The organism is Streptomyces sp. CNH189, from assembly GCF_000527195.1.
Map to the genome: position 1 here is coordinate 142,806 of NZ_AZUS01000020.1, position 19,183 is coordinate 161,988.

Here is a 19,183-nt window from a genome sequence, read left to right on the forward strand (position 1 = left end):
CAGCCCCTCATCCGAAGAAGTTCCGTACGTGCTCCAGACCGTCGACCAGTGCGTCGATGTCCGCCGGCGTGGAGTACAGATAGAACGACGCTCGCGTGGTCGCAGGAATTCCGTACCGCAGGCAGACGGGACGGGCGCAGTGGTGGCCGACCCGGACCGCGATGCCCTGCTCGTCGAGGACCTGGCCCACGTCGTGCGGGTGGATGTCCCCGAGGGTGAACGAGATCGCCGCGCCGCGGTCCTCGGCCGTGGAGGGGCCGATGATGCGCAGGTCCGGCACCTCGAGCAGCCGCTTGACGGCGTACTCGGTGATGGCGTGCTCGTGCGCGAGGATCTTGTCCATGCCGATGGCCGACAGGTAGTCGATCGCCGCGCCGAGACCGACCGCCTGGGCGATCGGCGGGGTGCCCGCCTCGAACTTGTGCGGGGCCGGGGCGTACGTCGACGAGCTCATCGACACGGTCTCGATCATCTCGCCGCCGCCGAGGAACGGAGGCAGGTCCTCCAGCAGCTCCTGGCGGCCCCACAGGACGCCGATGCCGGTCGGGCCGCACATCTTGTGGCCGGTGAAGGCCACGAAGTCGGCCTGGAGGGCCTGCACGTCCAGCGGCATGTGCGGGGCGGCCTGGGAGGCGTCGATGCACACGAGCGCGCCGACCTCCTGGGCACGGCGCACTATCGCCTCGACCGGGTTGACCGTGCCGAGGATGTTGGACACCAGCACGAAGGAGACGATCTTCGTCTTCTCGGTGATGATCTCGTCGATGTTCGACAGGTCGAGCCGGCCGTCGTCGGTGAGGCCGAACCACTTCAGCTTCGCGCCCGTGCGCTGCGCGAGCAGCTGCCACGGCACGATGTTGGAGTGGTGCTCCATCTCCGTGATGACGATCTCGGTCTCGTGGTCCACCCGGTAGGGCTCGTCGGCCCAGCCGAGCATGTTGGCCACGAGGTTGAGCGACTCGGAGGCGTTCTTGGTGAAGATCACCTCGTCGCGCGAGGGCGCGTTGACGAACTCCGCGACCTTGTCGCGCGCACCCTCGTACAGCGCCGTGGCCTCCTCGGCGAGCACATGCACACCGCGGTGGACGTTGGCGTTGTAGCGCTCGTAGTACTCGTTGAGGGCGTCCAGCACCTGCCGCGGCTTCTGGCTGGTCGCCGCGTTGTCCAGGTACACGAGCTTGCGCCCGTCGTGGACCTGGCGGTCCAGGATGGGGAAGTCCTTGCGGATCGCCTCGGTGTCGAGGAGGCCCGGCAGCTGTGTCACGCGGATACGCCACCCTTCGCATATGCCTCGTAGCCCTCGTTCTCCAGCTTGTCGGCGAGCTCGGCGCCGCCGGACTCGACGATGCGGCCGGCCGAGAACACGTGGACGAAGTCGGGCTTGATGTAGCGCAGGATGCGCGTGTAGTGCGTGATGAGGAGGGTGCCGACCTCGCCGGTCTCGCGGACGCGGTTGACGCCCTCGGAGACGACGCGCAGGGCGTCGACGTCCAGGCCGGAGTCGGTCTCGTCGAGGATGGCGACCTTCGGCTTGAGCAGCTCCAGCTGAAGGATCTCGTGGCGCTTCTTCTCACCGCCGGAGAAGCCCTCGTTCACATTCCGCTCGGCGAAGGCGGGGTCCATGTTGAGGCGCTCCATGGCCTCCTTGACCTCCTTCACCCAGGTGCGCAGCTTCGGGGCCTCGCCGCGGACGGCGGTGGCGGAGGTGCGCAGGAAGTTGGAGACGGAGACGCCGGGGACCTCGACCGGGTACTGCATGGCGAGGAACAGGCCGGCGCGGGCGCGCTCGTCGACGGACATCTCCAGGACGTCCTCGCCGTCGAGGGTGACGGTGCCGCCGGTGATCGTGTACTTGGGGTGACCCGCGAGGGAGTAGGCGAGGGTCGACTTGCCCGAGCCGTTGGGGCCCATGATGGCGTGCGTCTCGCCCTGCTTCACGGTCAGGTCGACGCCCTTGAGGATCTCCTTCGTGGCGTTGTCGGCCTCGACGGTGACGTGCAGGTCTCGGATTTCAAGCGTTGCCATGGGTGCCTCAGGACTCCTGGGTGAGGGAGACGAGCACGTCGTCCCCTTCGATCTTTACGGGGTAAACGGGGACGGGGCGCGTCGCCGGGAGGGCGTCGGGCTTTCCGGAACGGAGGTCGAAGCGCGAGCCGTGCAGCCAGCACTCGATGTGGCAGTCGTCGACTTCGCCCTCCGAGAGGGACACGTTCGCGTGCGAGCAGATGTCGTTGATCGCGAACACCTCACCCTCGGTGCGCACGACGGAGACCGGCGTGCCGTCGAGTTCCACCCGCTTGGGGGTGTCCTCCTCCAGCTCGCCCAGTCCACAGACGCGTACGAAGGTCATGCGACCGCGGCCTCCAGCTCCTCCTCGATCTTGGCGATCAGGCGCTCCTCGATGTCGGGGACGCCGATCTGCTGGACGAGCTCGGCGAAGAAGCCCCGGACCACCAGGCGGCGGGCGTCCTTCTCGGGGATGCCGCGGGCCATCAGGTAGAAGAGCTGCTCGTCGTCGAAGCGGCCGGTCGCGGAGGCGTGGCCGGCGCCGACGATCTCGCCGGTCTCGATCTCCAGGTTCGGCACGGAGTCGACCCGCGCGCCGTCGGTGAGAACGAGGTTGCGGTTCATCTCGTAGGTGTCGGTGCCCTCGGCCTTGGCCTCGATGAGCACGTCGCCGATCCACACGGCGTGCGCCTCCTCGCCCTGCAGCGCGCCCTTGTAGACGACGTTGGACTTGCAGTGCGGGACGTTGTGGTCGACCAGGAGGCGGTGCTCCTGGTGCTGGCCGGCGTCGGTGAAGTACAGGCCGAACAGCTCGGCCTCGCCGCCGGGGCCCGCGTAGGTGACGCGCGGGTGGAGGCGGACGACGTCTCCGCCGAAGGTGACGACGACCGACTTGAAGGAGGCGTCGCGGCCGACGAGCGCGTTGTGCTGGGCGACGTGCACGGCCTTGTCGTCCCAGTCCTGGACCGAGACCACGGTCAGCTTGGCGCCGTCGCCGAGGACGTACTCGACGTTGGCGGCGAGCACCGCGTCGCCGGTGTGGTCGATGACCACGAGGGCCTCGGCGAAGGCGCCGAGCTCGATCACCTGGTGGCCGTAGGCGGTGCCGCCGTCGCCGTGCACCGCGATGCGGATCGGCTCGGTGAGGACGGTCTCCTTGGGCACGGTCACGACCGAGGCCCGGGTGAAGGCCGAGTACGCCTGGGCGACGACGCGGTCCGCCGGGGCGCCGGTGCGGCCGAGCCGGGCGTCGTCGCGGCCGACGGTCTCGACGGTGACGCCCTCGGGCGCCTCGACGGCGACCTTGACGCCCTCGTCGGTGGCGGTGGCGGTGCCGTCGTGCAGGCCGCGCAGCCGCTCCAGCGGGGTGAACCGCCACTCCTCCTCGCGGCCGTGGGGGACGGGGAAGTCCGCCACGTCGAAGGACGGGGGCGCGCTCATGCGCGTGGCGACGGTCGACTCGGCGGCGACCGCGATCGAACCGGCGGTCGTCGATCCGACCGGGATGTTCTGAGCCTCAGCCATGGCTGTCGTAGTGCTCGCTTTCCTTACGTAAGGGGCTTGACGGAACGGCGGGGCGGCCGATGGCCGCCCCTGGCCGGTGTCAGCCGACCGCGCCTTCCATCTGGAGCTCGATCAGCCGGTTGAGCTCGAGCGCGTACTCCATCGGCAGTTCCTTGGCGATCGGCTCGACGAAGCCGCGCACGATCATCGCCATCGCCTCGAACTCGCTCAGACCGCGGCTCATCAGGTAGAAGAGCTGGTCCTCGGAGACCTTGGAGACGGTCGCCTCGTGGCCCATGGACACGTCGTCCTCGCGGACGTCCACGTAGGGGTAGGTGTCCGAGCGGGAGATGGTGTCCACGAGCAGCGCGTCGCACAGCACGTTGGACTTGGCGCCGGGGGCGCCCTCGCCGATCTCGATCAGACCGCGGTAGGAGGTACGGCCGCCACCGCGCGCCACCGACTTGGAGACGATGTTCGACGAGGTGTTCGGGGCCATGTGGACCATCTTGGCGCCGGCGTCCTGGTGCTGGCCCTCGCCCGCGAAGGCGATGGACAGGGTCTCGCCCTTGGCGTGCTCGCCCATCAGGTAGACGGCCGGGTACTTCATGGTGACCTTGGAGCCGATGTTGCCGTCGACCCACTCCATGGTCGCGCCCTCGTAGGCCACGGCACGCTTGGTGACCAGGTTGTAGACGTTGTTCGACCAGTTCTGGATGGTCGTGTAACGGCAGCGGGCGTTCTTCTTGACGATGATCTCGACGACCGCGGAGTGCAGCGAGTCCGACTTGTAGATCGGCGCGGTGCAGCCCTCGACGTAGTGCACGTAGGCACCCTCGTCGACGATGATCAGGGTCCGCTCGAACTGGCCCATGTTCTCGGTGTTGATGCGGAAGTAGGCCTGGAGCGGGATCTCCACGTGCACGCCCGGCGGGACGTAGATGAAGGAGCCGCCGGACCACACCGCGGAGTTCAGCGACGCGAACTTGTTGTCGCCGACCGGGATGACCGTGCCGAAGTACTCCTTGAAGAGCTCCGGGTGCTCCTTCAGGGCGGTGTCGGTGTCGAGGAAGATGACGCCCTGCTCCTCCAGGTCCTCGCGGATCTGGTGGTAGACGACCTCCGACTCGTACTGGGCGGCGACACCGGCGACGAGGCGATTCTTCTCGGCCTCGGGGATGCCCAGCTTGTCGTAGGTGTTCTTGATGTCCTCGGGGAGGTCCTCCCACGACTCCGCCTGCTTCTCCGTGGAGCGCACGAAGTACTTGATGTTGTCGAAGTCGATGCCGGAGAGGTCGGAGCCCCAGTTCGGCATGGGCTTCTTCTCGAACAGGCGCAGGCCCTTGAGACGGAGCTTGGTCATCCACTCCGGCTCGTCCTTCTTCCCGGAGATGTCCCGGACGACTTCCTCGTTCAGGCCGCGTCGCGCCGACGCACCGGCCTCGTCACGGTCGGCCCAGCCGTATTCGTAGTTGCCCAGACCCTCCAGCTCGGGGTGGGCAGTCTCCGTGGGGAGAGTCATGCGGGGTTCCTCCCGGACGTGCTTGCAGATGCGTTGTGGGAAATCTTGGGGATGAACGTCGTGCAGACGCCGTCGCCGTGCGCGATCGTCGCCAGTCGCTGTACGTGCGTACCGAGAAGCTCGGCGAAAAATTCCGCCTCGGCCTCGCAGAGCTGTGGGAACTGTTCGGCGACGTGGGCGACCGGGCAGTGGTGCTGGCAGAGCTGCTCGCCGACCGGTGCGCTGCGCGCGGTGGCAGCGTACCCGTCCGCACTGAGCGCCTTGGCCAGCGCCTCCGTCCGCTTCTCGGGCGGCACACCCTCGACCGCCTTGCGGTACGCGCCGGCCTGACCGGCGATGCGGGCGCGGGCGAACGCGGCGATCGCCTCGCTGCCGCCCTCCCGCTCCGCGATCCAGCGCAGCGCGTCAACAGCCAGCTTGTCGTAGGACTGGTCGAAGGCATCCCGGCCGCAGTCGGTCAGGGCGAACACCTTGGCCGGGCGCCCCCGCGAGCGGGCGCCGTAGACGCGGCGGTCACGGGCCTCCACCACGTTGTCCGCGGCCAGCGCGTCCAGATGCCGGCGTACGGCCGCCTGGGTGAGCTTCAGCCGCTCGGCCAGTTCTGCGACGGTCGACGGGCCGTGGTCCAGGATGGACCGGGCGACGCGGTTGCGGGTGGACCGCTCGCCGGTTGCCAGATCCTCGTGGGACGCCTCGCCAACGTTTTTCACAACGCCATTGTTGCGTAATTCACCGGAGCCCGGCAAGCCGCGCCCGGACCACCCCCAGTGCGCTGCATCACTTAGGTGAACCTAATTCGACCTGCGCAAACGATCTTTGATCGATCAAACCGGGGACGCCCCCGGGCACCCTGCGGACACTCCCGCACCCCCTCCGACCGGCCCGGTTGTCCGTCGCGGACCACACGGCGGGGGTCCGCGCAAGGGCGCCTTTCCCGTCCGGGCGACTTCCCGCACCCGCCGGTCGGAGCCCCCCGGCATCTCCCTAGACTCGTGACCCATGCGAAGTGAGCCCGTGGTCCAGGTGCAGGCCCTGGTGAAGCGGTACGGCACGAAGACCGCGGTGGACGGCCTCGACCTGGTGGCCCGGCAGGGCGTGACCGCCGTGCTCGGCCCCAACGGCGCCGGCAAGACGACCACGGTCGAGACCTGCGAGGGGTACCGGAGGCCGGACTCCGGCACGGTGCGCGTCCTGGGCCTCGACCCGGTCCGCCAGGCGGCGGCGCTGCGTCCCCGCATCGGCGTGATGCTCCAGTCCGGCGGCGTGTACGCGGGGGCCCGGGCGGAGGAGATGCTGCGGCACGTGGCCAAACTGCACGCCCGCCCGCTGGACGTGGACGCGCTGATCGAGCGGCTGGGCCTCGGCTCCTGCGGCCGGACCACGTACCGGCGGCTGTCCGGCGGGCAGCAGCAGCGGCTCGCGCTGGCGATGGCCGTGGTGGGCCGCCCGGAACTGGTGTTCCTGGACGAGCCGACCGCCGGCCTCGACCCGCAGGCCCGCCACGCCACCTGGGACCTGGTCCGCGACCTGCGCACCGACGGGGTCTCCGTCGTCCTGACCACGCACTACATGGACGAGGCCGAGCAGCTCGCCGACGACGTGGCGATCATCGACGCCGGCCGGGTCGTCGCCCAGGGCTCCCCCGAGGAGCTGTGCCGGGGCGGCGCCGAGAACACCCTGCGCTTCTCCGGGCGGCCCGGGCTGGACGTGGCCTCCCTGCTCAAGGCACTGCCGTCCGACGCCTCGGCCGCCGAGGTGACCGCGGGCTCCTACCGGGTCACCGGCAAGGTCGACCCGCAACTGCTCGCCACGGTGACCTCCTGGTGCGCGCAGCACGGCGTGCTGCCGGACCGGATCTCGGTGGAGCGCCACACCCTCGAAGACGTCTTTCTTGAGCTGACCGGCAAGGAGCTGCGTTCGTGACGGCCACCGGGACCTACTCACCGCAGCCGGGCGCGGCGCCGCTGGCCCGCATGATCGCCGCCCAGGCGGTGCTCGAGACGAAGATGCTGCTGCGCAACGGCGAGCAGCTGCTGCTCACCGTGATCATCCCCACCCTGCTGCTGGTGCTGTTCAGCACCGTGGACGTGGTGGACACCGGTGACGGCGCGGCGGTCGACTTCCTCGCGCCCGGCATCCTGGCGCTCGCCGTCATGTCGACGGCGTTCACCGGGCAGGCCATCGCCACCGGCTTCGAGCGCCGCTACGGCGTGCTGAAGCGGCTCGCGGCGTCGCCGCTGCCGCGTTGGGGCCTGATGACCGCCAAGACGCTGTCGGTGCTGGTCACCGAGGTGCTCCAGGTGGTCCTGGTGACGGTGATCGCGCTGCTGCTCGGCTGGGACCCGCAGGGCAGCGCCCTCGCGGTGGTCGCGCTGCTGGTCCTCGGCACGGCGGCCTTCTCCGGGCTCGGGCTGCTGATGGCGGGCACGCTCAAGGCGGAGGCGACGCTCGCCGCCGCCAACCTGGTCTTCCTGCTGCTGCTCGTCGGCGGCGGGGTGGTCGTGCCGCTGGACAAGTTCCCCGACGCGGCTCAGGGCGTGCTCGGCCTGCTGCCCATCGCCGCGCTGTCGGAAGGGCTGCGGGACGTGCTCCAGCACGGCGCCGGGATGCCCTGGGCCGACCTCGGCGTCCTCACCGCCTGGGCGGTCGCGGGACTCGCGGCGGCCGGCGCGTTCTTCCGCTGGGAGTAGGTGCGGGATGCCCGGAACCGACCCTCGTGAAAGCGTGCACAAGCGGCGGCCTACGATGGGACGCGTGCCAAACGTGACCCGCGCCGACGCCCAGGCGGCCCTGCGCAACCCGCTCGCCTTCATCGCCGCCCGCTGGACCCCGGATCCCCGGACCGTCCGCCGCGCGGCCCTCACCGCGCTCGTCATGTCGGTGGTCATCGTGGTCACCGGCGGCGCGGTGCGCCTGACCGGCTCCGGACTGGGCTGCCCGACCTGGCCCAAGTGCACCGACGACTCGCTCACCACGACCAGCGAGATGGGCCTGCACGGCGTCATCGAGTTCGGCAACCGCCTGCTGACCTACGTGCTCTGCGCCGCCGTCGGCTGGGCGATCATCGCCGCGCGCTCGCAGAAGCCGTACCGGCGCGGCCTCACCCTGCTGGGCTGGACGCAGTTCTGGATCGTGATGGGCAACGCGATCCTCGGCGGCATCGTGGTGCTGGTCGGCCTGAACCCGTACACGGTGGCGGCGCACTTCCTGCTGTCCTCGGCGCTGATCGCCGTCGCCACGGTGATGTGGCAGCGCACCCGCGAGGGCGACGCGGAGCCCCGGCCGCTGGTCGGCAAGGCCGTGCAGCAGCTCGTGTGGTTCCTGGTGGCCGCGTCCGCGCTGCTGATCGCGGCCGGCACGGTGGTCACCGGCGCCGGCCCGCACGCGGGCGACTCCAGCGAGGTCCCGCGGATGCCGCTGGACTGGGAGACGGTCACCAAGCTGCACGCCGTGCTGGCGTGGATCGTGGTGACGCTGACGTTCGCCCTGTGGTTCGTGCTCAAGGCGGTGGACGCCCCCAGGGGCCCGCTGGCCCGCACCCGCGAGCTGTTCCTCGTCCTGCTCGCGCAGGGCCTCATCGGCTACGTGCAGTACTTCACAGACCTGCCCGAGGTCCTGGTGGGCCTGCACATGTTCGGCTCCTGCGTGATGTGGATCTGGGTGCTGCGCGTCCTGCTGTCGCTGCGCGAGCGCCCCAGGGAGGCGGCGGCCCCGGCGGCCACGCCCGTGCCGGCTCAGGAACCGGCCACCAGCCCGTCGATCGCCGGTCCCAGGTAGCCCCGGACCAGTTCGGCGCGCCGCCGGATCCACTTCTCGTCGGTGGCCACCGTCCCGCCGTAGCGGCGCGCCCGGATGTCCGCGACGACCTCCTCGGGCGCGCCCAGCGCCGGCAGCACCTCCAGTGCCTCCCGTTTGGAGATCAGGCGTCCCTCCCGGACGGTGACGGTGACGCGCGCGAAGGTCACCATGCCCAGGTCGACCCAGATGTCCCGGGTCCACAGGTCGGCCCGGTCCACGTGCGACCGCCAGTAGTCACGCTGGTCGCGCAGCACGTACGCGGCGAGTTCGCCGTCCGGCACCGGAGGCACTACGTCCGCGGGCGGTGCCCCGTGCAGCACCCGGCCGAAGGTGTGCAGCTCCGTCCGGGTGACGGGGGTGACGGTGCGCCGGAACAGCTGTTCGTGCGCCCAGGTGAGGTGGCGGCGCTCCACGCCCGCCGCGGTGCCGGCGGTCAGATACGTGCAGTGGAGCCCGGCCGCGAGCGGTTCGGCACGCAGCCGGGCGTGGAGGACGGCGAGCCGCCACACCGTGCGCGGGCCTGGCGGCGCGGGCAGGACCGCGATCAGGTCGAGGTCGCTGCGGCCCTCCACGTAGTCGCCCCCGGCCAGTGAGCCGTGCGCCCACACGGCGACCGGGGACAGGGGCGCGAGCCCGGTGAGGAAGCGGTCGAGCAGGGCGTCGGTCTGCTGCATCCGCCCAGTCTCCACCCCGGTACTCCCCCAGCGGGCCTCTTCCGGCCGGTCCGCCGTACACCGCCCCCGTCAGTCAGTCAGTCCGTACACCCGGTTCGCGTTGCCCGAGGCGATCATCGCGGCGACGCGCCGGGCGTCGGACAGGGACCAGGCGCCCTCGGCCACCCAGGTGCCGAGGACCCGCCCGAGGGCCTCGCGGAACAGGTGGGCGCCGACCACGTGCAGCTCGGGCAGGCCGCGGGCGCCGCTGGAGAAGAGGATCTTGCCGAAGGGGGCGAGCTCCAGCACCTCCGCGAGGACGGTCGCGGCGCGGGCGCCGGTGCGCACCAGGGCGGCACCGCAGTCGGTGTAGACGTGTGGGAAGACCCCGGCGAGGTGGGCGGCGTGCCGGTGGTACGGGTAGCCGTGCAGCAGCACGAGGTCGGTGCCGAGCCCCGCGGTGGCCCGCACGAAGTCGGTCAGCAGCACCGGGTCGGTGCGGTCGACGCGCGCGCCCGGGGCGCCGAGTCCGGCGTGCAGCTGGAGGGGCAGACCGGAGGCCACCGCGATCCACAGCAGATGACGCAGCAGCACCGGGTCGCTCAGCCGGCCCCCGGCGCCGCGCGCGGCCAGCCAGCGTCCGGCGGCGCCGCGCACCTCCCCCGCGTCCGGCGGTTCGGGGGCGAGCGCCAGCCCGTGGCGCAGTCCGGCGACGGAGGTGAAGGCGACCGCGTGCGCGGCGGCGGCGTGGACGGACTCGGCGAGGTTGGCCAGGAAGGACTCGACGGTGCCGGAGGTGTCGGCGACCTGTTCGGCGAGCTGCTCCAGGCGGACGATCTCGTGCGCCTCGGCCTCCCCGGCCCGGCCCAGCTCGGCGGGGTCGGTGAGGTCGTCGGGCAGGCCGGTGTCGACGAGGTAGGCGGTGATGCCGCTGCCCCGCAGCAGCCGGCGGCCCGCCTCGACACTGCCCAGCTCCCGGCGCCGGGCGAGGTAGTGGGAGGGCGGGCAGTGCGGCTCCAGGCCCAGCAGCGGCGGGCACCAGCGGCGCACGGCGAACCCGGTCTGCGTGTCGAAGAGGGTGGTGCCGGGCGCGGGCGGGCCCTCGGTGCGGGCCAGCTGGGCCTCGAACGTGCCGAGGCCCAGCTCCGTGCGCAGTACGCCGTGGCAGTACTGGTCCACGAGGGACGGCGGGTCGATCATCTCCGGGCTCTCCCCGTGTGGACGCTGTCGCTGCCTACACGTCCTAACGGGTGAACCGGTGAAGAGGTGTTGCCCTGGGGGCGGTCAGTCGTTGGAGGGGCCGCCGACCTGGATGCCCGCCATGCGGCTCCACTCGTACGGGCCGGTCTTCACCTTGGCGGCGAACTCGCCGTCGAACTCCTCGTGCACGGTGATGCCGGCCTTCTCGACGGCCTGCCGCGCGATCTCCATGGAGGGGGCGAAGACGTCACCCCAGGCGCCGTCCTCGCCGACGAGGACGATCCGGGCGCCGCGCTGTCCGAGGTACTCCACGTGCCCCTCGGCACCGCCGTGCTCCTTGGCGAAGCCGCCGATCCGCTTGGCGAGCCGGGCCGCCTTCTGCCCGTCCTTCGGGTCCACCTGCTGCGTGTCTGCCATGACCAGGATGCTACCGACGAGTAGGTCAAACGGCGACGGGCGGGGTCCGTGGCCTTGGCCACGTGCCCCGCCCGTCGGCGCGTTGGGGTGTCTCAGCGCAGGAACGGGTCCACCGCGACGGCGACGAAGAGCAGCGAGACGTAGGTGATGGACCAGTGGAACAGCCGCATCTCCTTGAGCTTGGCGCCCGTCACCTCGGCCTTGGCGCGGTGCAGCAGCGCGTGCGCCTCCCACAGCCACCAGCCGCCGGCCGCCAGGGCCACCGCGGTGTAGAACCAGCCGGTGTAGCCCATCGGGGTGAGCAGCAGCGACACGCCGACCATCACCCAGCTGTAGAGGACGATCTGCCGGGCGACCGTCTTGTTCCCGGCGACGACCGGCAGCATCGGCACGCCCACGCGCGCGTAGTCCTCCTTCACCTTCATGGACAGCGGCCAGTAGTGCGGCGGCGTCCAGAAGAAGATGACGAGGAAGAGGACGACCGGGGCCCAGGACATCGAGTTGGTGACCGCGGACCAGCCGATCAGCACCGGCATGCAGCCGGCGATGCCGCCCCACACGATGTTCTGCGACGTTCGCCGCTTGAGGATCATCGTGTAGACGACCACGTAGAAGAGGAGCGCGCCGAGGGAGAGCCAGGCGGACAGCCAGTTGACGGTGAGGCCGAACATCAGCGTCGAGGCGACCGCCAGGGTGATGCCGAAGACCAGCGCCTCACGGGGGCTGACCATGCCGGTCACCAGCGGCCGCTGCGAGGTGCGGTCCATCAGCGCGTCGATGTCGCGGTCGATGTACATGTTGAGCGCGTTGGCGCCGCCCGCCGACAGGTAGCCGCCGACACAGGTCAGCAGCACGAGCGTCAGGTCGGGCACGCCCTGCTGCGCCAGGAACATCACCGGGACGGTGGTGATGAGCAGCAGTTCGATGATCCGCGGCTTGGTGAGAGCCACGAAAGCCATCACACGGGCCCCGAACGGCCGATGCGCAGGGCTCTGACTCGTCCCCAGGACCCCCGCCGGGCGGGATTCAACGGCCGTCACGCACACCCCTACAGAGACATCCCAGCGAGCCTCCCCATGTGAAGTGGCGGTAAAGGCTCGCGCGTACCACGCCACTCTAGACGTTGCCCAGACCCGGGCATTCGCGGGGGTCCGGTCGTGTTGGCGAATGCCCTCCGAGGTGCCCCCCGAGGCGCTCTCCGAGGTGCGTTCGCGAGCTCGATTGAGCACGCGGATGAGCGGCTCCGTATTCATCTGCCGAATGCGGAAACTTCCCTGTCAGGAGGCGGATCCCAGGGAGTGCCCGCACTCTGGAACGACCCGGAAAAAGGCACGTCCTACGGGGGTAGGCTCGACCTCGTCGGTGGGTAGTCACCGGCATCCGACATGTGGAGAGGAGCCCTGACCCAGGGTGAGCACAAAGCCGACCACCACAGACCTCGAGTGGACCGAGTTGGACCAGCGGGCCGTCGACACCGCCCGCGTCCTGGCCGCCGATGCCGTACAGAAGGTCGGCAACGGCCATCCGGGTACGGCGATGAGCCTGGCACCAGCCGCGTACACCCTCTTCCAGAAGGTGATGCGGCACGACCCGGCGGACGCCGACTGGGTCGGCCGCGACCGCTTCGTGCTGTCCGCGGGCCACTCGTCCCTGACCCTCTACACCCAGCTGTACCTGGCCGGCTTCGGCCTGGAGCTGGACGACCTGAAGTCCTTCCGCACCTGGGGCTCCAAGACCCCGGGTCACCCGGAGTACGGCCACACCACGGGCGTGGAGACCACGACCGGTCCGCTCGGCCAGGGTGTCGCCAACGCGGTGGGCATGGCGATGGCCGCCCGCTACGAGCGAGGTCTGTTCGACCCGGAGGCGCCCGCGGGCGAGTCCCCCTTCGACCACTTCGTCTACTGCATCGCCGGTGACGGCTGCCTCCAGGAGGGCATCTCCGCGGAGGCGTCCTCGCTGGCCGGCCACCAGAAGCTGGGCAACCTGGTCCTGCTGTGGGACGACAACCACATCTCGATCGAGGGCGACACCGAGACGGCCGTCTCGGAGGACACGGTCAAGCGGTACGAGGCCTACGGCTGGCACGTGCAGCGCGTGGCGCCCAAGCCGGACGGCGACCTGGACCCGAACGCGATCTACGACGCGATCCAGGAGGCCAAGAAGGTCACCGACCGTCCGTCCTTCATCGCGATGCGCTCGATCATCGCCTGGCCCGCCCCGAACGCACAGAACACCGAGGCCGCGCACGGCTCGGCGCTCGGCGACGACGAGGTGTCGGCCACCAAGCGGGTCCTCGGCTTCGACCCGGAGAAGTCCTTCGAGGTCTCCGACGAGGTCATCGGGCACACCCGCAAGGCGCTGGAGCGCGGCCAGGCCGCCCGCGCGGTGTGGGAGAAGTCCTTCCAGCAGTGGCGGGACAACAACCCCGAGCGTGCCGCCGAGTACGACCGCATCGCCGCCGGTGAGCTCCCCAAGGGCTGGCAGGACGCGCTGCCGGTGTTCGAGCCGGGCAAGGGTGTCGCCACCCGCGCCGCCTCCGGCAAGGTGCTCCAGGCGCTCGGCGCGGTGATCCCGGAGCTGTGGGGCGGCTCGGCCGACCTCGCCGGCTCCAACAACACCACGATCGACAAGACGTCGTCGTTCCTCCCGGCGGACAACCCGCTGCCGGAGGCCGACCCGTACGGCCGCACGATCCACTTCGGCATCCGCGAGCACGCCATGGCCGCGGAGATGAACGGCATCGCGCTGCACGGCAACACCCGCATCTACGCCGGCACCTTCCTGGTGTTCTCGGACTACATGCGCAACGCGGTGCGGCTGTCGGCGCTGATGCACCTGCCGGTGACCTACGTGTGGACGCACGACTCCATCGGTCTCGGCGAGGACGGCCCGACCCACCAGCCGGTCGAGCACCTGGCCGCGCTGCGCGCCATCCCCGGCCTGAACGTGGTCCGCCCCGCCGACGCGAACGAGACCGCGACCGCCTGGCGCGAGATCCTCAGGCGCTGGACCAAGGAGTTCGGCAAGGGCGCCCCGCACGGTCTGGCGCTGACCCGCCAGGGCGTGCCGACGTACGAGCCCAACGAGGACGCGGCCCGCGGCGGCTACGTGCTGTTCGAGGCCGAGGGCGGCGAGCCCGAGGTCGTCCTGATCGCCACCGGTTCCGAGGTGCACGTCGCCGTCGAGGCGCGGGAGCGGCTGCAGGCCGACGGCGTACCGACGCGCGTGGTGTCCATGCCGTCCGTGGAGTGGTTCGAGGAGCAGGACCAGGGGTACCGGGACAGCGTCCTGCCGCCGTCCGTGAAGGCGCGCGTGGCCGTCGAGGCGGGGATCGGCCTCACCTGGCACAGGTTCGTGGGCGACGCCGGCCGCATCGTCTCGCTGGAGCACTTCGGTGCCTCCGCCGACGGCAAGGTGCTGTTCCAGGAGTACGGCTTCACCGCCGAGAACGTGGCCGCCGTCGCGCGGGAATCGATCGCCGCCGCCCGGCGCTGACGCTCATATACGACACGTAGGAGATGGAATTTCCATGACAGACGCACTGAAGCGCCTTTCCGACGAAGGCGTCGCGATCTGGCTGGACGACCTGTCGCGCAAGCGGATCACCTCCGGCAACCTCGCCGAGCTGATCGACCAGCAGCACGTCGTGGGCGTCACCACCAACCCGTCGATCTTCCAGAAGGCGATCTCCGAGGGCGACGGCTACGACCAGCAGCTCTCCGACCTCGCCTTCCGCAAGGTGTCGGTGGAGGAGGCCATCCGGATGATCACCACGGCGGACGTCCGCGACGCCGCCGACATCCTGCGCCCGGTCTTCGACGCCACGGACGGCCGCGACGGCCGGGTCTCGATCGAGGTGGACCCCCGCCTGGCGCACAACACCAAGGCGACGGTCGCCGAGGCCAAGCAGCTGGCGTGGCTGGTGGACCGGCCCAACACGCTCATCAAGATCCCGGCGACCGAGGCCGGTATCCCGGCGATCGCCGAGACCATCGGGCTGGGCATCAGCGTCAACGTCACGCTGATCTTCTCCCTGGAGCGCTACCGCAAGGTCATGGACGCCTTCCTGACCGGCCTGGAGCAGGCCAAGGCCAAGGGCCTGGACCTGTCGAAGATCCACTCCGTGGCGTCCTTCTTCGTGTCCCGCGTGGACACCGAGATCGACAAGCGGATCGACGCGCTCGGCACCGACGAGGCCAAGGCGCTGCGCGGCAAGGCCGCCATCGCCAACGCGCGTCTGGCCTACCAGGCGTACGAGGAGGTCTTCTCCACCGACCGCTGGGCCGCGCTGGAGCGCGAGGGCGCCAACAAGCAGCGTCCGCTGTGGGCCTCGACCGGTGTGAAGGACAAGGCCTACAAGGCCACCATGTACGTCGACGAGCTGGTGGCGCCGAACACGGTGAACACCATGCCGGAGGCGACGCTGTTCGCCACCGAGGAGAAGGGCGAGATCCGGGGCGACGCCGTCGCGGGCACGTACGAGCAGGCGCGCGCCGACCTCGACGCGGTCGAGGCGCTCGGCATCTCGTACGACGAGGTGGTGCGGCTTCTGGAGGACGAGGGCGTCGACAAGTTCGAGGGTGCCTGGAACGACCTGCTGAAGTCGACCGAGGCGGAGCTCCAGCGCCTCGCCCCCTCGGAGGGCTGAGATCTTGTCGAGCAGCAATCCGCTGCGTGACCCCGCGGACCGACGGCTCCCGCGTATCGCGGGGCCGTCGGGCCTGGTCATCTTCGGCGTCACGGGTGACCTGTCGCGCAAGAAGCTGATGCCGGCCGTGTACGACCTCGCCAACCGGGGGCTGCTGCCGCCGGGCTTCTCGCTGGTGGGCTTCGCCCGCCGCGAGTGGGCGAACGAGGACTTCGCGCAGGAGGTCCACGACGCGGTCAAGGAACACGCCCGGACCCCCTTCCGTGAGGAGGTCTGGCAGCAGCTCATCCAGGGCATGCGCTTCGTGCAGGGCACCTTCGACGACGACGAGTCCTTCGAGCGGCTGCGGGGCACGATCGAGGAACTGGACAAGGCGCAGGGCACGGGCGGCAACTTCGCCTTCTACCTGTCGGTGCCGCCACGGTCCTTCCCGGTGGTCATCCAGCAGCTGAAGAAGCACGGGCTGGCCGACCAGACGGACGGTTCCTGGCGGCGCGCGGTCATCGAGAAGCCGTTCGGACACGACCTGAAGTCGGCCGAGGAGCTGAACGCGATCGTCCACGAGGTGTTCGCCCCGGACCAGGTGTTCCGGATCGACCACTACCTGGGCAAGGAGACCGTCCAGAACATCCTGGCGCTGCGCTTCGCCAACACCATGTTCGAGCCGATCTGGAACCGGTCCTTCGTGGACCATGTGCAGATCACCATGGCCGAGGACATCGGCATCGGCGGCCGGGCCGGCTACTACGACGGCATCGGCGCCGCCCGCGACGTCATCCAGAACCACCTGCTCCAGCTGCTGGCGCTGACCGCCATGGAGGAGCCCGCCTCCTTCGACGCGGACGCGCTGGCCGCGGAGAAGACCAAGGTGCTCGGCGCCGTTCGGCTGCCGAAGGACCTGGGCCGCGACACCGTGCGCGGCCAGTACGCGGCCGGCTGGCAGGGCGGTGCGAAGGTCATCGGGTATCTGGAGGAGGAGGGCATCGACCGGTCCTCCAAGACCGACACCTTCGCCGCGATCAAGGTGGGCATCGACAACCGCCGCTGGGCGGGCGTCCCCTTCTACCTGCGCACCGGCAAGCGCCTCGGCCGCCGGGTCACCGAGATCGCGGTCGTCTTCCAGCGGGCGCCGCACTCCCCCTTCGACACCACGGCCACCGAGGAGCTCGGCCAGAACGCCATCGTCATCCGCGTCCAGCCGGACGAGGGCGTCACGGTGCGGTTCGGCTCCAAGGTGCCCGGCACGTCGATGGAGATCCGGGACGTGTCGATGGACTTCGCGTACGGCGAGTCCTTCACCGAGTCCAGCCCGGAGGCGTACGAACGGCTGATCCTCGACGTCCTGCTCGGCGACTCCAACCTCTTCCCGCGCACGGAGGAGGTCGAGCTGTCCTGGAAGATCCTCGACCCGATCGAGGAGTACTGGGACACCAACGGCACGCCGGCGCAGTACCCGGCCGGCACCTGGGGACCCGTCGAGGCGGACGAAATGCTCGAGCGAGACGGACGGAGCTGGCGCCGGCCATGAAGACAGACCTCACGGACACCACGGCCAGCAAGATCAACAAGGCGCTGGTGAAGGCGCGGCGGGCCATCGGCACGCCGGCCGTCGGCATGGTGCTGACGCTGGTCATCGTGACGGACGAGGAGAACGCCTACGACGCGCTGAAGGCGGCCGGCGACGCCTCGCGCGAGCACCCCTCGCGCACCCTGGTCGTCATCAAGCGCGTCTCCCGCTCCCCGCGCGACCGGACGCAGTCGCGGCTGGACGCCGAGGTGCGGGTCGGCGCGGACGCCGGCACCGGCGAGACGGTGGTGCTCCGGCTGCACGGCGAGGTCGTCGACCACGCCCAGTCGGTGGTGCTGCCGCTGCTGCTCCCCGACGCCCCGGTGGTGGTGTGGTGGCCGGTCAACGCGCCGCTGGACCCGGCGAACGACCCGCTGGGCGCGCTGGCCCAGCGCCGGGTGACCGACACCTACGCCTGCGAGCAGCCGGTGAAGGAGCTCGCCGCCCGCGCCGACGCCTACACCCCGGGCGACACGGACCTGTCGTGGACCCGCATCACGCCGTGGCGTTCGATGCTGGCCGCCGCGCTGGACCAGGTCGCCTGCGAGGTGCAGGGCGTCGAGGTGGAGGGCGAGGAGTTCAACCCGAGCTGCGAGCTGCTGGCGATGTGGCTCGCGGACCGGCTGGACGTCCCCGTCAGGCGCACCCGTTCGGCCGGGCCGGGTCTCACGGCGGTCCGCATGGACACCGACTGCGGCCCGATCGTGCTGGACCGCGCCGACGGTTCGCTGGCGACGCTGGCCATCCAGGGCCAGCCCAAGCGGGCGGTGGCGCTCAAGCGCCGGGAGACCGCGGAGCTGATCGCGGAGGAGCTGCGCCGGCTGGATCCGGACGACACCTACGCGTCCGCCCTGCGCTACGGGGTGGAGCGGCTGAAGCAGGCGAACGGCGGTGACGCGCCGGCCAAAGGAGAACGGCAGGCCGTCCCGGCTCCCGTCGAGTCGGTTGCGAAAGGTCCCGCGGCCGAGGCGACCGCGGAGGCACCGGTGAAGAGGGCGGCGGTCAAGTGAGTACGGCACCCCAGCTGGTCGTGCACCGGGACAAGGAGCTGATGGCGCAGGCCGCGGCGGCCCGGCTGATCACCCGGATCGTGGACGCGCAGTCCTCCCGGGGCGAGGCGTCGGTGGTGCTGACCGGCGGGCGTAACGGCAACGGCCTGCTGGCCGCGCTGGCCGCCGCCCCGGCCCGGGACGCGATCGACTGGTCGCGCCTGGACCTGTGGTGGGGCGACGAGCGGTTCCTGCCCGAGGGCGACCCGGACCGCAACGTCACGCAGGCCCGTGAGGCGTTGCTGGACGCGGTGCCGCTGGACCCGAAGCGCGTGCACGCCATGCCCGCGTCGGACGGTCCGCACGGCTCGGACGTGGAGGCGGCGGCCGACACCTACGCGGCCGAACTGGCCGCGGCGGCGGGCCCGGAGGACCACGGCCCGGTGCCGGCCTTCGACGTGCTGATGCTGGGCGTGGGCCCGGACACGCACGTGGCGTCCCTGTTCCCCGAACTGCCCGCGGTCCGCGAGACGGAGCGCACGGTGGTCGGCGTCCACGGTGCCCCCAAGCCCCCGCCGACGCGGGTGACGCTCACCCTGCCGGCGATCCGCGCGGCCCGTGAGGTGTGGCTCCTGGCGGCGGGCGAGGACAAGGCGGAGGCGGCGGCCATCGCTCTCTCCGGCGCCGGCGAGATCCAGGCCCCGGCTGCGGGAGCGCACGGCCGCTCCCGCACCCTGTGGCTCCTGGACTCGGCAGCGGCGTCGCAACTCCCGAGGTCGCTGTACCCTCCGGCGACGGCCTGACGTTCCAGCCCGTCCGGCGAACGCCCGGCCCGCACGGCGAACACCCAGCCCGTCCGGCGTTTGAGGACAAGGC

General features: G+C 70.8%; 18 protein-coding genes. 8 read left to right on the forward strand and 10 right to left on the reverse strand.

Features of this window, described 5'->3' with window-relative positions:
* Nucleotides 1-7 precede the first annotated feature (7 nt).
* From B100_RS0125545 to B100_RS0125570, 6 genes are all read right to left on the reverse strand, one after another.
* Complete coding sequence (locus tag B100_RS0125545; protein WP_024887257.1) at nucleotides 8-1,264, reverse strand: cysteine desulfurase; 1,257 nt, start codon at nucleotides 1,262-1,264, stop codon at nucleotides 8-10.
* Entirely contained in the window at nucleotides 1,261-2,025 is a 765-nt protein-coding gene (gene sufC / locus B100_RS0125550; protein ID WP_024887258.1) for a Fe-S cluster assembly ATPase SufC, read from the reverse strand. The genes B100_RS0125545 and sufC overlap by 4 nt, the downstream gene beginning before the upstream one ends.
* A gap of 7 nt (nucleotides 2,026-2,032) precedes the next feature.
* Nucleotides 2,033-2,350, reverse strand: coding sequence for a non-heme iron oxygenase ferredoxin subunit (locus tag B100_RS0125555; protein ID WP_024887259.1), 318 nt, complete (start codon nucleotides 2,348-2,350; stop codon nucleotides 2,033-2,035).
* A complete protein-coding gene (sufD, locus tag B100_RS0125560; protein ID WP_024887260.1) occupies nucleotides 2,347-3,531 on the reverse strand; it encodes a Fe-S cluster assembly protein SufD in 1,185 nt (394 codons plus the stop codon). Before sufD ends, B100_RS0125555 begins: the two co-directional genes overlap by 4 nt.
* Nucleotides 3,532-3,610: 79 nt before the next feature.
* The gene (gene sufB / locus B100_RS0125565; protein WP_024887261.1) at nucleotides 3,611-5,032 is read right to left on the reverse strand and encodes a Fe-S cluster assembly protein SufB; all 1,422 of its coding nucleotides are present in this window, start codon (nucleotides 5,030-5,032) and stop codon (nucleotides 3,611-3,613) included.
* Entirely contained in the window at nucleotides 5,029-5,742 is a 714-nt protein-coding gene (locus B100_RS0125570; RefSeq protein ID WP_024887262.1) for a helix-turn-helix transcriptional regulator, read from the reverse strand. Before B100_RS0125570 ends, sufB begins: the two co-directional genes overlap by 4 nt.
* A 289-nt stretch (nucleotides 5,743-6,031) precedes the next feature.
* Between B100_RS0125570 and B100_RS0125575 the strand changes: the two genes are divergently transcribed.
* Genes B100_RS0125575 through B100_RS0125585 form a run of 3 tightly spaced genes read left to right on the forward strand, consistent with a single transcriptional unit; the run spans nucleotide 6,032 to nucleotide 8,809 of the window.
* On the forward strand, nucleotides 6,032-6,955 hold the full coding sequence (locus B100_RS0125575; RefSeq protein WP_078541181.1) for an ABC transporter ATP-binding protein: 924 nt from the start codon (nucleotides 6,032-6,034) through the stop codon (nucleotides 6,953-6,955).
* A complete protein-coding gene (locus tag B100_RS0125580; protein ID WP_024887264.1) occupies nucleotides 6,952-7,722 on the forward strand; it encodes an ABC transporter permease in 771 nt (256 codons plus the stop codon). Before B100_RS0125575 ends, B100_RS0125580 begins: the two co-directional genes overlap by 4 nt.
* A 55-nt stretch (nucleotides 7,723-7,777) precedes the next feature.
* A complete protein-coding gene (locus B100_RS0125585) occupies nucleotides 7,778-8,809 on the forward strand; it encodes a COX15/CtaA family protein (RefSeq protein WP_199785286.1) in 1,032 nt (343 codons plus the stop codon).
* Here B100_RS0125585 and B100_RS0125590 read toward each other — a convergent pair.
* From B100_RS0125590 to B100_RS0125605, 4 genes are all read right to left on the reverse strand, one after another.
* Nucleotides 8,767-9,504 carry a nucleotidyltransferase domain-containing protein gene (locus B100_RS0125590; RefSeq protein ID WP_024887266.1) on the reverse strand — a complete coding sequence of 246 codons (738 nt, stop codon included), beginning with the start codon at nucleotides 9,502-9,504 and terminating at the stop codon, nucleotides 8,767-8,769. The two genes, B100_RS0125585 and B100_RS0125590, sit on opposite strands and share 43 nt — an antisense overlap.
* Before the next feature lie 69 nt (nucleotides 9,505-9,573).
* Entirely contained in the window at nucleotides 9,574-10,683 is a 1,110-nt protein-coding gene (locus B100_RS0125595; protein WP_024887267.1) for an amidohydrolase family protein, read from the reverse strand.
* 84 nt (nucleotides 10,684-10,767) lie between these two features.
* A complete protein-coding gene (locus B100_RS0125600; protein ID WP_024887268.1) occupies nucleotides 10,768-11,100 on the reverse strand; it encodes a hypothetical protein in 333 nt (110 codons plus the stop codon).
* A 92-nt stretch (nucleotides 11,101-11,192) separates the two neighbouring features.
* Nucleotides 11,193-12,146, reverse strand: coding sequence for a heme o synthase (locus B100_RS0125605; RefSeq protein ID WP_024887269.1), 954 nt, complete (start codon nucleotides 12,144-12,146; stop codon nucleotides 11,193-11,195).
* A gap of 364 nt (nucleotides 12,147-12,510) precedes the next feature.
* Between B100_RS0125605 and tkt the strand changes: the two genes are divergently transcribed.
* The 5 genes from tkt to pgl are packed head-to-tail and all read left to right on the forward strand — an operon-like array spanning nucleotide 12,511 to nucleotide 19,110.
* Nucleotides 12,511-14,598 (forward strand): transketolase, encoded by a 2,088-nt coding sequence (gene tkt, locus B100_RS0125610; RefSeq protein ID WP_024887270.1) that lies wholly within the window; start codon nucleotides 12,511-12,513, stop codon nucleotides 14,596-14,598.
* A gap of 34 nt (nucleotides 14,599-14,632) precedes the next feature.
* Nucleotides 14,633-15,751: a transaldolase gene (gene tal / locus B100_RS0125615; protein WP_024887271.1), complete on the forward strand. Its 1,119-nt coding sequence runs from the start codon at nucleotides 14,633-14,635 to the stop codon at nucleotides 15,749-15,751.
* A 4-nt stretch (nucleotides 15,752-15,755) separates the two neighbouring features.
* Nucleotides 15,756-17,279 carry a glucose-6-phosphate dehydrogenase gene (gene zwf, locus B100_RS0125620; protein WP_024887272.1) on the forward strand — a complete coding sequence of 508 codons (1,524 nt, stop codon included), beginning with the start codon at nucleotides 15,756-15,758 and terminating at the stop codon, nucleotides 17,277-17,279.
* The gene (gene opcA, locus B100_RS0125625) at nucleotides 17,276-18,328 is read left to right on the forward strand and encodes a glucose-6-phosphate dehydrogenase assembly protein OpcA (RefSeq protein WP_024887273.1); all 1,053 of its coding nucleotides are present in this window, start codon (nucleotides 17,276-17,278) and stop codon (nucleotides 18,326-18,328) included. The genes zwf and opcA overlap by 4 nt, the downstream gene beginning before the upstream one ends.
* A complete protein-coding gene (pgl, locus tag B100_RS0125630; protein ID WP_024887274.1) occupies nucleotides 18,325-19,110 on the forward strand; it encodes a 6-phosphogluconolactonase in 786 nt (261 codons plus the stop codon). Before opcA ends, pgl begins: the two co-directional genes overlap by 4 nt.
* The last annotated feature ends 73 nt before the right edge of the window (nucleotides 19,111-19,183 follow it).

What these genes read in the sequence shown, in the direction of transcription:
- sufC (WP_024887258.1), bottom strand. Translation starts at nt 2,025, where the DNA reads ATGGCAACGCTTGAAATCCGAGACCTGCACGTCACCGTCGAGGCCGAC.
- sufD (WP_024887260.1), bottom strand. Translation starts at nt 3,531, where the DNA reads ATGGCTGAGGCTCAGAACATCCCGGTCGGATCGACGACCGCCGGTTCG.
- B100_RS0125585 (WP_199785286.1), top strand. Translation starts at nt 7,778, where the DNA reads ATGGGACGCGTGCCAAACGTGACCCGCGCCGACGCCCAGGCGGCCCTG.
- B100_RS0125575 (WP_078541181.1), top strand. Translation starts at nt 6,032, where the DNA reads ATGCGAAGTGAGCCCGTGGTCCAGGTGCAGGCCCTGGTGAAGCGGTAC.
- opcA (WP_024887273.1), top strand. Translation starts at nt 17,276, where the DNA reads ATGAAGACAGACCTCACGGACACCACGGCCAGCAAGATCAACAAGGCG.
- tal (WP_024887271.1), top strand. Translation starts at nt 14,633, where the DNA reads ATGACAGACGCACTGAAGCGCCTTTCCGACGAAGGCGTCGCGATCTGG.
- B100_RS0125555 (WP_024887259.1), bottom strand. Translation starts at nt 2,350, where the DNA reads ATGACCTTCGTACGCGTCTGTGGACTGGGCGAGCTGGAGGAGGACACC.
- B100_RS0125590 (WP_024887266.1), bottom strand. Translation starts at nt 9,504, where the DNA reads ATGCAGCAGACCGACGCCCTGCTCGACCGCTTCCTCACCGGGCTCGCG.
- B100_RS0125595 (WP_024887267.1), bottom strand. Translation starts at nt 10,683, where the DNA reads ATGATCGACCCGCCGTCCCTCGTGGACCAGTACTGCCACGGCGTACTG.
- sufB (WP_024887261.1), bottom strand. Translation starts at nt 5,032, where the DNA reads ATGACTCTCCCCACGGAGACTGCCCACCCCGAGCTGGAGGGTCTGGGC.
- B100_RS0125600 (WP_024887268.1), bottom strand. Translation starts at nt 11,100, where the DNA reads ATGGCAGACACGCAGCAGGTGGACCCGAAGGACGGGCAGAAGGCGGCC.